18 protein-coding genes and 1 pseudogene are annotated in these 16,153 nt (G+C 46.2%); 12 read left to right on the top strand and 7 right to left on the bottom strand.

Annotated features, from left to right (window positions below; genetic code table 11):
• The 5 genes and pseudogenes from PLA23_RS03395 to larE form a co-directional block, all read left to right on the top strand.
• Positions 1–155, top strand: a pseudogene (locus tag PLA23_RS03395) (tetrahydromethanopterin S-methyltransferase subunit A); the annotation flags it as partial.
• Positions 156–359, top strand: coding sequence for a tetrahydromethanopterin S-methyltransferase subunit F (locus tag PLA23_RS03390; RefSeq protein ID WP_324330615.1), 204 nt, complete (start codon positions 156–158; stop codon positions 357–359).
• Positions 359–1,105: a tetrahydromethanopterin S-methyltransferase subunit A gene (mtrA, locus tag PLA23_RS03385; protein ID WP_324330613.1), complete on the top strand. Its 747-nt coding sequence runs from the start codon at positions 359–361 to the stop codon at positions 1,103–1,105. Before PLA23_RS03390 ends, mtrA begins: the two co-directional genes overlap by 1 nt.
• Positions 1,106–1,118: 13 nt before the next feature.
• Complete coding sequence (gene mtrH / locus PLA23_RS03380) at positions 1,119–2,141, top strand: tetrahydromethanopterin S-methyltransferase subunit H (RefSeq protein WP_324474036.1); 1,023 nt, start codon at positions 1,119–1,121, stop codon at positions 2,139–2,141.
• A gap of 174 nt (positions 2,142–2,315) precedes the next feature.
• Positions 2,316–3,128, top strand: coding sequence for an ATP-dependent sacrificial sulfur transferase LarE (gene larE / locus PLA23_RS03375; protein WP_324330609.1), 813 nt, complete (start codon positions 2,316–2,318; stop codon positions 3,126–3,128).
• On the opposite strand, the gene PLA23_RS03370 is transcribed toward larE, so the two are convergent.
• Positions 3,113–3,445, bottom strand: coding sequence for a hypothetical protein (locus PLA23_RS03370; protein ID WP_324330607.1), 333 nt, complete (start codon positions 3,443–3,445; stop codon positions 3,113–3,115). The genes larE and PLA23_RS03370 overlap by 16 nt on opposite strands.
• 211 nt (positions 3,446–3,656) lie before the next feature.
• On the opposite strand from PLA23_RS03370, the gene PLA23_RS03365 reads away from it, so the two are divergent.
• The 6 genes from PLA23_RS03365 to nifU all read left to right on the top strand — a co-directional run bounded on the left by PLA23_RS03365 (position 3,657) and on the right by nifU (position 8,560).
• The gene (locus tag PLA23_RS03365; protein WP_324474034.1) at positions 3,657–4,346 is read left to right on the top strand and encodes a trimeric intracellular cation channel family protein; all 690 of its coding nucleotides are present in this window, start codon (positions 3,657–3,659) and stop codon (positions 4,344–4,346) included.
• A gap of 9 nt (positions 4,347–4,355) precedes the next feature.
• The gene (locus PLA23_RS03360; protein ID WP_324330603.1) at positions 4,356–5,528 is read left to right on the top strand and encodes an aminotransferase class V-fold PLP-dependent enzyme; all 1,173 of its coding nucleotides are present in this window, start codon (positions 4,356–4,358) and stop codon (positions 5,526–5,528) included.
• A gap of 244 nt (positions 5,529–5,772) precedes the next feature.
• A complete protein-coding gene (locus tag PLA23_RS03355) occupies positions 5,773–5,967 on the top strand; it encodes a ubiquitin family protein (protein WP_324474033.1) in 195 nt (64 codons plus the stop codon).
• Positions 5,957–6,871: a TIGR00269 family protein gene (locus tag PLA23_RS03350; protein ID WP_324474031.1), complete on the top strand. Its 915-nt coding sequence runs from the start codon at positions 5,957–5,959 to the stop codon at positions 6,869–6,871. Before PLA23_RS03355 ends, PLA23_RS03350 begins: the two co-directional genes overlap by 11 nt.
• Before the next feature lie 68 nt (positions 6,872–6,939).
• Positions 6,940–8,136: a cysteine desulfurase NifS gene (gene nifS, locus PLA23_RS03345; protein ID WP_324331833.1), complete on the top strand. Its 1,197-nt coding sequence runs from the start codon at positions 6,940–6,942 to the stop codon at positions 8,134–8,136.
• Complete coding sequence (gene nifU / locus PLA23_RS03340) at positions 8,129–8,560, top strand: Fe-S cluster assembly scaffold protein NifU (RefSeq protein ID WP_324331832.1); 432 nt, start codon at positions 8,129–8,131, stop codon at positions 8,558–8,560. Before nifS ends, nifU begins: the two co-directional genes overlap by 8 nt.
• Before the next feature lie 180 nt (positions 8,561–8,740).
• Here the strand turns inward: nifU and PLA23_RS03335 are convergent, their stop codons facing one another.
• From PLA23_RS03335 to PLA23_RS03315, 5 genes are all read right to left on the bottom strand, one after another.
• Positions 8,741–8,902: a hypothetical protein gene (locus PLA23_RS03335; protein WP_324331831.1), complete on the bottom strand. Its 162-nt coding sequence runs from the start codon at positions 8,900–8,902 to the stop codon at positions 8,741–8,743.
• Positions 8,903–9,008: 106 nt separating this feature from the next.
• Entirely contained in the window at positions 9,009–10,409 is a 1,401-nt protein-coding gene (locus PLA23_RS03330; protein WP_324474029.1) for an MFS transporter, read from the bottom strand.
• A 38-nt stretch (positions 10,410–10,447) separates the two neighbouring features.
• Positions 10,448–11,242 carry a hydroxyethylthiazole kinase gene (gene thiM, locus PLA23_RS03325; protein WP_324331121.1) on the bottom strand — a complete coding sequence of 265 codons (795 nt, stop codon included), beginning with the start codon at positions 11,240–11,242 and terminating at the stop codon, positions 10,448–10,450.
• A gap of 137 nt (positions 11,243–11,379) precedes the next feature.
• On the bottom strand, positions 11,380–12,162 hold the full coding sequence (locus PLA23_RS03320; RefSeq protein ID WP_324474028.1) for an ATP-binding protein: 783 nt from the start codon (positions 12,160–12,162) through the stop codon (positions 11,380–11,382).
• On the bottom strand, positions 12,159–12,716 hold the full coding sequence (locus tag PLA23_RS03315; RefSeq protein WP_324331125.1) for an AAA family ATPase: 558 nt from the start codon (positions 12,714–12,716) through the stop codon (positions 12,159–12,161). Before PLA23_RS03315 ends, PLA23_RS03320 begins: the two co-directional genes overlap by 4 nt.
• Before the next feature lie 151 nt (positions 12,717–12,867).
• On the opposite strand from PLA23_RS03315, the gene PLA23_RS03310 reads away from it, so the two are divergent.
• Positions 12,868–15,525, top strand: a complete 2,658-nt coding sequence (locus PLA23_RS03310; RefSeq protein WP_324474025.1) for an aminotransferase class V-fold PLP-dependent enzyme — start codon at positions 12,868–12,870, stop codon at positions 15,523–15,525.
• Here the strand turns inward: PLA23_RS03310 and PLA23_RS03305 are convergent.
• Positions 15,499–16,153: formate dehydrogenase accessory sulfurtransferase FdhD (locus tag PLA23_RS03305; protein ID WP_324474023.1), on the bottom strand; the 655-nt coding region annotated here is incomplete at its 5' end. The genes PLA23_RS03310 and PLA23_RS03305 overlap by 27 nt on opposite strands.

Here is a 16,153-nt window from a genome sequence, read left to right as displayed (position 1 = left end):
GGATGAAGACTATCCAGCGGATGATTACCGATATTGGGTTTTACGACAAGTATGCTGCCGGTGTATATGGTGGTAAAGTCGAAGGACTTATGATCGGTCTTATCGTCTCGTTTGTGATTGTTGGACTCCTGCTTGTAGGACACGGGGTGAGTTAAGTGTCAGATGAGAAGAAGTCAGGACCAATACGCATGGCTGCAATTGACGCTATGATGGCTGACATGAAATATAAGGGACAGATCCTAGCACGAACCAACAAACTTGAATCCGGTATCATGGACTCAGGGATAATTGGATTCGCAATTGGTCTTGCATTTGCCCTGATTCTGGTAGTACCAGTCATTCTGCTTGGAGGAATCTGATGGCAGAGAAGGGAGAGCCCGCATCAGGCTGGCCAATTGTCCAGGGAGACTTCCACACCGGTGATCCAAAAAGCCCGGTTGCTGTAGTCACCATGGGATCCCACCTTGACGAGGGTGCAATCTGCAGTGCAGGTGCAGCTATCGCAGGATCCTGTAAAACCGAAAACCTTGGTCTGGAGAAGGTCATAGCAAACGTCATCTCCAACCCGAACATCCGGTTTGTCATTACCTGTGGTACAGAAGTCAAGGGTCACCTTTCAGGACAGAGCTTTATTGCACTCCATCAGAATGGTGTTGAGGGCGGTAAGATCGTCGGATCCAAGGGAGCAATTCCGTTCATTGAAAACCTCAGTGCTGAACACATCAAGAGGTTTCAGGAACAGGTCGAGATCGTCGACATCATGGAGGCTGAGGACATTGGCGCCATATCAGCCAAGATCAACGAGCTGAAGGCACGGGATCCCGGCGTATTCCCTGGTGGACCGATGGTTGTCGAGATCAAGGAGGAAGGTGGTGGCGGAGGTGCTGCAGTAGCGGCCACTGCAAACCCGCAGTTCCTTGAGATCGAGTCGAAACTGGATGCAATCGAGAAAAAACTCGAGTTCGTCGAGGGTGAGATTGCCCAGCGTGTCGGCCGGAAAGTCGGACGCGATATTGGTATTCTGTATGGTATCGTAGCCGGACTTATGTCATACATAATAATAACGGAATTACTTCCGAAACTGCTCGAGATACTCGCTAAATAAGAGGTGATAAGCAATGTTCATGTTTGAAAAGGAACAGACGGTCCTTGATTTCAATGGATACAAGATCGGAGGACAGCCGGGAGAATATCCACGTGTCCTTGGTGCATCGATATTCTACAACAAGCACGAGACTGTGCTCGATGAGCATACTGGAAAGATTGACAAAGCAAAAGCAGAAGCACTCTGGAACCGCTGTCTTGAACTCTATGATATAACCGGACACTGGTACTTCTGTCAGATCATCGCTGAATTCGGAGAAGCCTTTGAGAGTTACATCGACTGGTTCTGTTCCATCGATGACCAGTTCCCGTTCCTGATGGACTCCTCTGCACCTGCAGCACTGGCACATGCATGTAAGTATGTCACAGAAGCAGGAGTTGCAGATCGTGCGGTTTACAACTCCATCAACGGTTCCATCGGACCTGAGAACATCGAGGCTATCAAGAAGAGTGATGTTGACGCAGCCATTGTGCTCGCATTTAACCCCGGTGACCCAAGTGTCCGTGGCCGTGAGAAAGTGCTCGCAGAAGGTGGCGTTGCCGGTCAGGAAAAACCCATGCTTGCCATTGCAGAGGAATGTGGTATCAAGCGTCCAATCCTTGACACTGCAGCAACTCCGCTTGGCCTTGGATCCGGGGGTTCATTCCGTGAGATCCTGGCCTGTAAGGCAATCCACGGGCTCCCGACCGGTGGTGCATACCACAACATGACCGTATCCTGGACCTGGCTCAAGCGCTGGAGAAAGAGCGGCCTTCTTGACCGGTACAAAGACGCAGGGACCCTCCTTGAGCAGATGGGACACCACCACTTTGGCGGTGTTGAAGGTATCCGTCAGGCTGCCTGGTCCTCTGCTGATATCGGATGTAACATTATGGCAGCAACCCTTGGTGCTGACCTTATCATGTTCGGTCCAATCGAGAACTGTGAGGCAACCGCAACTGCAATGGCATTCAGTGACATTGTTCTTGCAGAAACCCTCCGTGAACTCGGTGGCGATGTAAAGATCGACAAGCACCCAATCAACATGCTGGTATAACCCGGCTTTATTTTTTTCCAAGACGCAGTGCTGAATGTAAATCAGCATAAATTATTTATCCGGATTCCTTTATACAAAATGCTTTGATAAAGCTTTCTGGCCTGATTATCTCCTGAAGAATGCCCGGGTAAAAGAATTTTTAGTCAAAAGATTTGTACACATATGGTGCACGTCATGGATATTCATCAAAAAACGGAGAGAATAATTACAATAATCAAAGAACATGCACCACTTGTGATTTCATACTCCGGAGGAGTAGATAGTACGCTTCTTGCTGTTCTTGCACGAGAGAGTGTTGGAGCAGACCAAATCGTATGCGTTTTCATTGACGGGGCTGAGGTTCCCCGAAGGGCAGTATCCACTGCAAAAACCCAGGCAGAATCCCTGAAATTACCACTCGTTATCCGGCAGGGAATTCCACTCTCCTATGAAGTACAACAGTCAAACCCGCATGATCGGTGTAAATCATGCAAACTCAAAACATTTCCCATTCTTCGGGAGATTGGAGATGAATTCGGGTACAAAACAATTGCAGATGGAGCGAATGCATCTGATGTAGAAGAATACCGGCCAGGTATTGATGCATCCAGTTCTTGTGGCATAATTCATCCGTTTATCATGGCCGGGATCACAAAAGAGGATATCAGAATGATTGCATTCCGGATGGGATATGCATTTTGGAATAAACCCTCTTCTGCCTGCCTGTATTCACGCATTCCTTATGGGGAAGAGATAACCAATGAAAAACTTCGAATGATTGAAAAAGGAGAGGAACTTCTGCAGAATAGAGGAATTCAGCAGGCCAGAGTACGACACCATGGCACTATCGCACGTATCGAAGTGATGCCTGATGATATGGAAACCATTCTGTTACATCGGGAAGAGATTTCCTTGTTCTTTAAAAATCTTGGATTTTCGTATATTACGTTGGATCTCCAGGGATATCGCTCAGGAAGCATGGATGAGGCCCTTCATTTCTCATCATAACTTTTTTTGAGGACTGTCTCTCTGAATTCTTTGTTATATGCCGCAACAAGGGTATTGATAAACTCTTCGGCCGCATGAGAATCTGTCTTCGGGTATGTTACATAGAATATGGAATCATCGGATATTCCTTTTAAGGTATACCAATCATCCCTCTGAAAGGTAAACATCACCAGGCCTCCAAGTTTTCTCTTTTTTACCTGGCCGAATCTTTCAAGAATATCAATGAAAATCTGGTGTACCGGTTCACTCATAGTATACTCGTATACTACCGTTCCGTCAGTACATGTTGAGGTTTTTTTTCTTTTTATAATCTCCATCTATTGTGTTCATATTTCATCACGCAGCACGATAAATCTCATGAAACCTTCGTAGAGCATCCCTTGCAACACCATACCCGAATCATAATACGAATAGAGGCGACATTATGAGATCACTTCTGGTAATCATCTTATTGAACAATCAATTATATCTGAAGAGCACAAAGATTCACAGAAACGGACCGTTTCAGACCTGGAGCATTACCCATTCATGGAACCTGAAATTACCGATGTTGTTCTTCTCTTTCAGACAGTCATCCAATGGATAGCAATTATTCTCTCTGCATCAACTGGAGTGTACGACGCACGAAAAAACGGGATGGATTTTTTTGGAGCACTGGTTATTGCGGTTATTGTTGCCGTCGGCGGAGGGACTATCCGCGATCTTCTTCTTGATAGATATCCCCTTTTCTGGCTTGCAGACCCGATTTATCTTATCAGTATTTTTATCGTAGGAATAATTGGAATTTTACTGATTCCCATTAGTCATCCGGACGAGCCTGAGGTAAAATCAAACACACCGGGATTTTTTCATCCAATAATCAGCTTCATATTCGGAACCTCGGACACATTTGCTTTCATTGACTCATTTACCCTTGGAATGTGGGCATACCTTGGGTCCATGTACGCATTATCTAGTGGAATTCCACCCATCATTGCCCCAATTATGGGAGTGATCACTGCTTCCTTTGGAGGAGTACTGCGAGACATACTCTTTGCAAAAATTCCTGAACTATTTAAGCCAAGTCAGTTTTATGCGATTGCATCCTGCGCCGGTGCAACCATGTACGTTATAATGAGCGTGCTTGGATTTTCCGGAACTACCGGATTTATGGTATGCATGATTGTGACAGTTTTTGTGCGGATGACTTCAATACAATACAATATCACCAGTTTTTAGGAGAAACGTATGGACAAAAACAACTCTTCTCAAAATTCTCATGATATAATTTATGCAAATAATGCGGCAACAACGTGGCCAAAACCAGAAAGCGTCCTGAAAGCAGTCTGTTGTGCGTCTGCCGGGCCTTATTCTGAGCAGGGAAGGACAACATTGCGGGAGATACCGGATTATCTGTTCGATGCAAGAAAAAAACTGGCTGAATTATTCAATTCCAAAGAGTCTGAAGCATACGTCTTTACTGCGAATGCAACTGACTCATTAAACCTTCTCATCCATGGATTTGCTGCACATGAACAGGAATCATTTCATGTCATCACTACGGAATTTGAGCATAATTCTGTAATACGTCCTTTGTATGAGTTACAAAAAGCAGGAAAAATTACCGTTACCGTCATCGCACCTGATAGAGGTGGACATATTAATCCTGACGATGTCATCAGCTCATGTCAGAAAAATACAAAACTTGGCATCATCTCTCATGCCGGGAATGTCATTGGAACGGTCCAGAATATTAACGAGATCTCACGGATATTGCATGATGAAGAGATCTTTTCAATTATTGATGGAGCACAGAGTGCAGGCCAGATCCCAATAGATCTATCACGCGTCTGTTGTGATGCATTTGTCTTTACCGGGCACAAGTATCTGTTTGGTATTCCAGGAACAGGAGGATTCTATCTAAAAACACCTGAAAAGATACACCCAGTTCGACAGGGAGGAACAGGGTTTGATTCATCCTCGCCGACCCAGCCGGATGATATGCCTGAACGATTCGAAACAGGAACCCCTAATTTTCCTGGGATTGCAGGGCTTGCCGCGGGGATCACATTTATCCGGGATATCGGCGTAGAGACGATACATTCGAAAGGGATGGCCCTGATTTCAGATATCGTTCACGAACTGCATGAGATTGAAGGTGTATCATTACTCCATGACGCCCCGGAGACACCCCTTATATCATTTCAGATAGCTGGCATAAAACCGGATGATATCGGATACATGCTTGCGAAAGCATTCAGGATAATAACACGGAGCGGGCTTCATTGTGCACCATGGATCCATAATCGCCTGACGCAGGGAAGGGGTGCAGTCCGCGTCAGCCTGTCATACATGAACACCCCAAACGAGTGTGAGCAGATCATAGATGGAATCAGAGCCGTGTGTGCATCCATACAATAGTTCAACGAAACTCACCATTTTATTAAAACATCCGCTTTTAGTCTTTGATATAACCTTTTTTTGTTTCGTGCCTAAAAAGACACGAAAAATATTCTGCCAACCAAAGATATGCAAAACCCAGTTTTCTTTATATATTATATCAAAATAAACTGCATAATGATATACATAAGCACATGATATGGTGATCGCATATTCTGCTGCCATCACCAAACCTATCTAAATACACGCCAAAACTGATGCACACATGAGACTTATCCTGCCGGATCTGACAGAACACCAGATAACGGTTCATGGGAGGACTATCGAAGAGATTTTAGTAGAGATGAACATAGATCCTCTCACGACCCTTTTGTCACGGGAAAATGAGATCATACCAGAGGATACTGTTCCAGACGATGATGACTCCATCAGAGTAATTCAGATCTCTCATGGTGGATAAACACCTGAAAATCTGTTCCTTATGTCAAAATCCGGCAGTCTATCTAGACCGGGAGAGAGAGATACATCTCTGCTCGGATCATCTCATCACCTCTGTTGAAGAACAGGTCCTGATCTACCTGAAAAAGATTGATCTTCCTCCGGTTGTCGGCATTGCCTTCTCAGGGGGAAAGGACAGTACCGCTCTTTTGAAAGCGGTGTGCAGGATTCTGGATCAGCTCTCCTGCCGGGTTGTTGCCCTCACCGTTGATGAAGGAATTGAAAGGTACCGTCAGGAGACCATCAGAGCAGCAGAGGAAACCTGCAGTATTCTTGGCGTCCCCCATTATATTATCAGATTTCAGGATGTATTCGGCCATTCACTTGATCAGCTGGTTTCCGGTTCAGATCGAAATGCCTGCACCATCTGTGGAATTCTTCGCCGCCGTGCTCTTGAAATTCTGGCACGAAACCATTCAATAAAAGTTATTGCCACCGGCCATAATCAGGATGACCATGCCCAGACTGCTCTGATGAATGCCATATCAGGAGATGTACGAAAGGTCTTTTCAGGAATGGGAGAGTCTCCGTGGTACGCACGTCGGATTAAACCATTTGCAGAGGTCAGTGAACGGGAAGTAACCCTTTATGCTCTCCTTTTTGGACTCTTCCGGGATCTCCCTGAGTGCCCGTACGCATCCTCGTCCCTTCGTGGAGAAGTCCGAGCTCTCCTGTACCGATACGAACGGAATCATCCGGGAAGCATGAGACATGCTGCCCGCTGTGAAGAGGAAATTCGGGATAAACTTGGGATATCATTTGAGCGGGACCCGTATCAGACCTGTGTCTCCTGTGGATGGCCAGGTTCAGGAAGGGTATGTCAGGTCTGCACAATCCTGACAAACGAACACCTGGATCGTACATGATAGGTACCTATGATAATCTCTTGACGATCTTCTCTTCAGGTACCATATCAAACCTATACCAGACAGACATGGCAGATCAAAAAACAATATACCTGGACCATAGTGCTACGACGTCCACCGACCCTGATGTAGTGCAGGCCATGCTTCCCTGGTACTCCGAGTACTATGGGAATCCATCATCCCTGTACCGTCTTGCCCGTGAATCCAGAGCTGCAATCGAGAATGCCAGAAAGAAAGTTGCATCAGCCCTTGGGGCAGAGCCAGAAGAGATCTACTTTACTTCAGGAGGGACGGAATCAGACAACTGGGCTCTTATTGGTGTTGCGTTTGCAAACCGGAAGAAAGGTGATCATATCATCACCACAGCGATTGAACACCATGCAATTTTGCATACCTGTAAATACCTTGAAAATCTTGGATTCAGAGTGACATATCTGCCGGTTGATGAATCCGGAAAGGTGCGAATCGATGATTTAAGCGCTGCCATAACAGATAAGACCATTCTGGTCTCGGTAATGTTTGCGAATAACGAGATCGGGACGATTCAGCCCATCAAAGAGATCGGGACTATATGCCGGAAGAAAGGAGTATTATTTCATACCGATGCTGTGCAGGCTATCGGAAATATCCCGATTCATGTAAAGGAGATGAATATTGACCTCCTCTCTCTCTCTGCCCACAAATTTTACGGACCGAAAGGGATCGGAGCCCTGTATATCAGGAAGGGGATAAGGATTGACGGATACCTTCACGGAGGTGGTCAGGAGAGAAAAAAGCGGGCTGGGACCGAGAATGTGCCAGGGATTGTCGGGCTTGGAGTTGCCATTGAGAAAGCAATTCTGAATATGGATTTGCAGATTCCCCGGATACGAAAACTCAGGGATTATCTGCTGGAGAGGATCCTCACTGAAATTCCCCATACCCGGCTCAACGGCGATCGGACAGACAGACTGCCAGGCAATATCAATGTAAGCTTTGAGTTTATAGAAGGAGAGTCCCTTTTACTGCTCCTCGATAATGCCGGTATTGCTGCATCGACCGGGAGTGCCTGCTCTTCAGGCTCCCTTGAGCCATCTCACGTCCTGCTTGCAATTGGCGTGCCTGCCGAAACAGCCCATGGATCCCTGCGACTCACCCTTGGCCATGACAATACCGAAGAGGATGTGGAATATACCCTTGTTGAGATTAAGAAGGCAGTAGACAGACTGCGGACTATGTCACCCCTGTATGCAGATTACCTGAAAAAGAGGTCGTGTGATGTATAGCGAAAAAGTAATGGACCATTTTATGAATCCCCGTAACCAGGGGGAGATCACTGATGCGGACGGAGTTGGTGAAGTAGGCAATCCAACTTGTGGAGATATCATGCGGATTTTTATCAAGGTGAAGGATAATATCATCATTGATGTAAAATTCCAGACATTTGGCTGTGGGGCTGCTGTGGCATCCAGCAGCATGGCAACCGAACTTATCAAGGGAAAGACTCTTGAAGAAGCCTGGGAAGTATCAAATAAAGCGGTTGCCGAGGCACTTGAGGGACTCCCTCCGATCAAGATGCATTGTTCAGTTCTTGCAGAAGAAGGCATTCATAAAGCAATCAACGATTACCGGGTGAAGCATGGGCTAAAACCCTGGGAGGAAAGAGGCGGGCACACTCACAGTCATGATGAACTGACCTGTGAGGAGTAACCTGATATCATTTTTTGAGCATTTCTGCATATTCGTATGCAGGCATTACCTGGATGATCTTATCATCCACCTCTAACCGTTCTGAATCATTCATAGTGAGAATGTATCCGGGAACTCCGGGGTGTGAATCCATGGCCTCGATTAACCCACGGATTTCACGATTTCGCACATCAGAATAGTTTATCCACTTCTTCTGACTCCCTGAATAAACAATATTTCCCTTGCGTCAAGATACCGGATTAATTCAGGATATGAGCCGAACCGGTTCTGTCCCGTGTTATAGGTTCGTCCAAACCACCAGGGATTCTGTCTATCGAGGACCGCCTGGATTCTTCGATCCATTTGTTAGATATAATCGATGATTCATGATAAAATCATCGATTGCATCCGACGATTATACAATAAATCATACATCATAATCGAGGATTTTCATATGAGCGAAATACAATTATTCAGACCGGACATTTCCCCTGACCATTGAGAAGAATATCCCTATCAAACACATAATAGAAAAGGCAACAAACCCGATATTCATTGCACTCATAAGCTCATCTGACATATCTGGTGTAATGTCTACTTTTCCAACAACAATGGCGATGATCATCATCGCAATTCCCATTGAGAGCATCTGTCCGAGCAGCCGCATCGTCCCCAACGTCCCGGATGCAATGCCATAATACCGCTTTTCCACCGAGCTCATAATTGCATTGGTATTTGGTGAGGAGAAGAGAGCAAATCCAAACCCAAGAACCGCCAGGATTATCGTAAGCTGCATCATGGAGGTATCAGGCGAGAGAAAACTTAAGGAAACGAGCCCCATAGCGATAATCCCCATACCCAGCGATGATATTTTTGCAGGTTCAATCCAATCTGAAAGACTGCCGGCATATGAAGAGAAAAAAGCCTGTACTACCGGCTGGGTGACGAGAATGAACCCGGCCTCCTGAGGGTCAAATCCCCTGATATATTGCAGGTATAAGCTGAGAAAGAACGTAATCGCAAAAGTTGAGCCATAATTGATAAGAGCCGCAACATTTGAACAGGCAAACACGCGGTTTGTTCTGAACATGGACACCCTGATAAGTGGATACGCTTCCCGGTGTTCAAGCCAGATAAACAATGCGAAAAGGGTGATTCCAAGTCCAATGGCTATAAATCCGGTGATATGGGGGATCTCGGAAAAACCAATCATAACCGCGGTGAGACTGGCCCCATAGAGAATGGCCCCTTTGATATCAAACCACTCACCTGCTGCATCTGCCCATTCTCCTTTTAAATAGAACAGGATCAGGGCAAGGATAAGGATGCCAATCGGGACGTTGATGAGAAAGATACTTCGCCACCCAAAGCCATCAGTCAGAAAGCCTCCGATAAAGGGGCCTGCAGAAAGACCAAGGTAGACTGAGGTAGTATAGATACCAAGAGCCTGACCCCGTCGTGAGGGGTCGGTCACGGATGTCAGGATAGCTACGGCAGTCCCGAAGATCATCGAAGCTCCGATGCCCTGAACCAGCCGGAAACTGATAAGAACTAAAGAGGACGATGAGAACATCATCCCCATTGATGCAAGGGTAAAGAGTGCTATCCCACCGGTCAGGATCTTCTTTCTCCCAAAGATATCACCAATTCTCCCGAAGGGTACAAGAAAAGCGGCTGATGCCAGAAGATATGCACTACTGACCCAGCTTAATTCGATCGCATCAAGACAGAATTCACGGGCAATCGTAGGTAACGCAATATTTACTGCAGATAAATCAAAAGGGGTTAAAAATCCACAGCATATAGCGATGATCAGAGTAATACCGGAGATACCAGGGACCTTCATGAAGGAATGAAGATAATCCCCCATTCCCCATGAAGGTTGTGAAATCAGATCACAAGGGTATTCTACAGTGACCGAATCCGGGCATACCGGTCGACATCGTCCGACGTGATCGATGCCATACAGTCAAAGAGGCGATATTTAAAAGAACCCGGACCAGCAGCATCTGAAGCAGCCCGTTCTCCGGCAATCCCAAACGTAGCAACTCCTGTGGCGGATGCAGAGAGATAGTCACCTGTGACTGCCGCACAGGAACCGATAACCGATGCGGCCATGCATCCAGTCCCGGATATCCGCCCCATGTATGGATGCCCGTTCTCACAAAGAAAAGTCCGGGAACCATCACTGATGATGTCAGCAGGACCACTCATAACAACGATGCACCCTAGTCGTTCTGCAAGCCCACAGGTAATATCAATAGGATCCCCGGTAACTCCTCCCGAATCGACTCCACGGACCTGTGCCTGTTTCCCGGCCAGGGTCCCAATCTCTCCGGCATTGCCCTTGAGAACTGATATGGAGAACTCCTGGATCATTCTCTGAGCGGTTTTTGTCCGTAAGCTGGTTGCTCCGGCACCAACCGGATCAAGAATGATGGGGATACCATGTTTTTCTGCGGCTTTTGCTGCGATAAACATCCGATCAATCTGTTGGGAATCAAGAGTGCCGATGTTCAGAACGAGAGCTCCTGCAAGCGCAACCATCTCTCCAACCTCCTCTTCTGCATGGGCCATAACCGGTGAAGCGCCTATGCTAAGGGTGATATTGGCACAGTCATTCACCGTGACATAGTTTGTCATATGATGGACAAGGGGCGTTTTTTCCCGGATATCGGTAAGGATTGATCCAAAAAGCGTCATAAAAATCCAGTAATTCGGATAAGTCAGCATTGTACGATAAATTATTTTGTAATCCGGTTGATGGGATCAATATACTTCTTTCATGGGATGTATCATCTTCCCAGTTATGGCTGGTATCAAGGCATATGGAGAGGGTTTTATAAATGAACGAGTTTTTCAAGCATATCAAGATCCATGTATACCACGTGTTCCTCATCACCGACAGATGAGAAAGACCTGGCAATGACCATGAACAACTCATTCCGCTCCTTTTCTTTCCAATTGATAAGACCAGCTTTTTGTTTCAGGTTCAAAATCACCTTTTTACCATAAACATTATCCTGCCATTTTACTTGACAAAAAAGAATGGAAGAATCTGATTCAGAAATACCTACGATATCGATCTCTTCTCCTTTATTCCACCATCTTCTCATTGATGAAAATATACATGGAAAAGGAAGTTTTCCTGTGCCATTCAGATAAAACAACAGATCAATAACCATTCGTTCAAATAACGAACCGATGTACTGTGCAAGATACGGAGTAATACTCTCTGTCAAAATCTGCTTTGTAAATCCACTTTCAGCACTTTCCCGGTTAGAAAAGATAAATCTGAACCAGAATGAGAATAAATTATCCCTGAAGAAGTAACGACCTTTTCTGATCCTTTCATCCTCAAATGCAGGAACTTCTTTCCATATAATGTCAAGATCGATGAGTGTTGCAAGATACCGGTTAACGGTTCCTTTCTGGATACCAGTATCATTGGTAATCAGATGCTGAGTATTGTTTCCATGGGAGATGGAGAGCAGGATTGCAAAATAATATCTTGGTTCCACAAGTTCCATCAGGAGAAGAAATTCAACCTCCCTGAACAGATATGAGAGGGGATTGAGCAGATTTTTCTCGATAGAATCCCGAATGGTTTCATTGGTATTCACACCCAGTATATAGGCGGAGTACCCCCATACACCGCGTAATACTCAACCGCTTTTCTGAAATCCTGAAATATTGGAAGTACTTCATGAAACCGGAATGGTCTGAGTAAAAGTTGTCCTGTTCTTCTTCCAAATAATGGACTCCGATATGAAAGAACCTCATCTTCCATCATTCCAATTGATGAACCGGATAAAATCAGGAAAATACGGGTTTCTCGAAGTCTATTGTCCCAATGATACTGAAGTATCGAGAGGATTGATCTATCTTCTTTTACCAGATAGGGAAACTCATCTATTGCCAGAATGAACCGATTTGTCAAGCGGGATGCAAGATATTCAAAGACTGAATCCCAGGATGTGAAACCATTTTTCCCAATAAATGGATCATCAAAAAATTCGGAGAACGCCTCTGCGAATTGTTCTAACTGATATTTACGTGAACCCTCACGAACCTGAATGCGGAGCCCCTTATTCTGACGGATAAATTCATTAATAAGTTCACTTTTTCCGACTCTTCTCCTCCCATAGATGATAAAAAACTCAGAACGTAAACCGATGAAACGATCGTTGAGCTCAGCCAGCTCTGTTTCCCTACCAAAAAAAGTGTACGTTACATTATCATAATCGAGAGTACACTAATAACTTTCGTCACGAGTACGTTCATCACTGACAGGTATCTTATCTCCTCACCCCCTATTATTCAATGAAATGCACGAGCCGGCTGTGAAAAAAACACTTTACTGGTGTGAACACTGCAATATTCCCCTGATCGGACGAACCTGCAGCTGCGGCAATGAAGCAAAAACCATACCCCTCCTTCAGCCCTATGATCTCCGCCCTGCTCTCTCAGCTGACCGGGATCATATCATCCAATTATTAACATCCCAATATGGCGACGTTCCTGTCCCGAAAGTAATTCTTTTAAATAAAACGGGGGGCTATGATCGTGCAGAACTCATTATCATGAACGGGCAGCGGTTTGGCTGGTTCACGTTTGATCCGGTGACCAAAACCTATTCACTCGATATTACCCCTGAAGCTCTGCCATTTCTGGTCCCCCACATAACAAAAGGTATCATTGACCTAACAACCCATATCGATCTGAAAGCTGAAAAAGGAAGAATCGGGGGGAAACGCTTCCCCCTGAAAGAACCGATCCCGGATGGATCAGTCATTGTCACGGCGAATGGAAAATTCGGGACAGCCATCGTGAAAGAGGGGTTTATCAAGGTCAGGGAACTCCTCCCTATCACCCCATCCACGTATCCGGACCCTGACTGGGAAGAAGTCATTGCCCACAATACCTATCACCTGAAAAACCTTGAGCGAAGTGCAGTCCGGACTATTAAGAGCCATATGAAGGATCGGCCGACGGTCAATGTATCGTTCTCAGGCGGGAAAGACAGCACGGCAGTTCTTCATCTTGCACGAAAAGCCGGAGTTGAAAAGGCCTTTTTTATCGATACCGGACTAGAATTTCCTGAAACCATCCGGTTTATTGAAGAACAGGGGGTTGAGATCATCAGAAAAGGGGGCGACTTCTGGCAGGCGGTCGAGAAGGCCGGCCCACCTGGAAAGGACAACCGGTGGTGTTGTAAACTACTCAAATTACATCCCCTCAAGATTTATCTCGCCGATACTGGCCCCTGTGTCACCATCCAGGGGAACCGGTGGTATGAGTCATGGAACCGGGCTGGGCTTGATGAAACCAGTCAGAACCCGGCCAATCCCCTGCAACTGAATATATCCCCCATCCGGAGCTGGAGGGCTTGTGAAGTATTCCTGTATCTCTGGTGGCGGAAAATCCCCATAAATCCCCTCTATGATCAGGGCATCGAACGAATCGGGTGTTATCTCTGCCCGGCCATGCTCGAAAGCGAGTATGACGTAATCAGAAAGACGCATCCGGATTTCACGCAGCGTTGGGATGCATTTCTTCAGAGGTGGGCTGAAAAGAAACAGATGCCGGATGCCTATGCTGACTGGGGTCTGTGGCGATGGCGGGCACTTCCTCCGAAGATGCGTGAGTTATGCAGGAACATGGGAGTGCTCGTTAATGATGATTTCACGCTTGCACCAACGAAGGAAAGAAAGAAGAAGCAGCAAACCCAGCCAGTCTCTCCTATCAGGCAGGAAAAAGCTGAAATCAGCCCTGACCAGGCTGATATATTCCAGACAATCAGGCATGATTATCCCATCCTTGGAGATGTTATATACCTGGATAATGCTGCAACGAGTTGCTCTCCTGAACCGGTCATTGAGGCGATGGTTGAGTATGAGCACCGGTACAGATCAAACGTCGGACGAGGGGTGCATCGGTTTACCCGGATAGCAACCCAGCGGTACTGGCATGCACATGAGAAAGTTGCTGAATTTATTGGCGCACACCATGGCATAACCGTCTTTACCAAAAACACCACTGAAGCGATCAACATGGTCGCCCATGGACTCTCCTGGAATCCTGGTGATCGAATTGTCACTACCATTCTTGAGCACCATTCAAACCTCCTCCCTTGGAGAGCCCTTACAAGTCAGGGAGTTCATATCGAGATTATCGGTATCCTTCCGGATTATTCTCTGGATATGAATGCATTCCGTAAGGCTTTGGAAAAACCGGTAAAACTTGTGGCTGTGACACATGTATCAAATGTTCTTGGGGTCATCACCCCGGTTCATGAGATCGCCGCCCTCTGCAGAGAAAAGGGAGCTCTTCTCCTCATTGATGGAGCACAGGCAGTCCCTCACATGCCGGTCTGTCTGGCAGATATCGAATGCGACTTTTACTGTTTTTCGGGTCATAAACTTGGAGGACCGACTGGTACCGGTGTACTCTGGATGAAGGAACCTGTTCTCATACCACTCATTAAGGGGGGAGGAATGGTTGAATCAGTAACCGGCGATTCGATCACATACGCTCCGGGATATGAACAATACGAGGGAGGAACCCCAAACATCGCAGGGGGCATCGGACTTGGGGTTGCAGTTGATTATCTCAGAAAGATCGGAATGGACAGGATATATGAACATGAAAAAGAATTGACAACCTATCTCATAGAAGGTCTGCAAAATATCGACCGGGTCCGTATATACGCCCCAGGAGATCCGGAAACCCGGATCGGGGTTGTCTCATTTACCGTAGATGGGATGCATCCCCACGAGGTTGCTGAGCGACTTGATGAGCATGACATCCTTGTCAGATCAGGAACACACTGTTGTCAGCCACTCATGCATGCACTCAATCTGCCTGATGGAACGGTCAGGGTGAGTATTGCACAGTATAATACGAAAACAGAGATCGATCTCTTTCTTGCCACCTTACAGGAGATCGTATCCGGCATCTCACATCGTAATCCGATCAGATCGTGAATAAATTAAGACGAGATTTTCACGTATTTCCCCAATACAAAGGCCGTTCTTCTGACCAATCTCAACAGCAAGATTGGTACATATCCTTGTTGTGATGATAACCGGAATTCCTGCCAGGAGACACTTCCGGACCGTTTCAGAGGTGATGGTATTTGAGCAGATACAAAAGGATGCAGATAGATCAAGGTCCTGCATGAGCGCCGCTCCAATCATGCGGTCTGTTACCTGATCTTCACCGATATCCTGACGGCATACCTGACAATGACCCTCTCTGCACAGAGCAGAGAAGAACTGATTTTTTGATCCGACATCACGGATTTTGAGATGAGGTAGTGATGAAATCAGAATGGCTGCAGGAACAGAAAAATTACTGCTCAGTACAGGCAGTTTTCCCGGATCAATATATGAGACCGCCCCCCCGCACCCGGAGAGAATGGTCTTTTTGGGACCCGGACTGGTGAATATATTCGTCGTAATAACACTGGCACGGTTTTTTTCCACCCGTATTGATTCTATCTCCCGGCGTTTCTGAATATACTGCTCAGTAAAGAGAAAACCGGTCACATACTCCCTGATATCACCGGGAGCAAGCAGAACCGTGGAGACGTATCTCCCATTGATAAAGAGT

The sequence above is a fragment of the Methanospirillum sp. genome, from assembly GCF_035406105.1.
Lineage (GTDB): Archaea > Halobacteriota > Methanomicrobia > Methanomicrobiales > Methanospirillaceae > Methanospirillum.
Note: the sequence above shows the minus strand (reverse complement) of the source record. Positions and strands in the feature narration are given on the sequence as shown.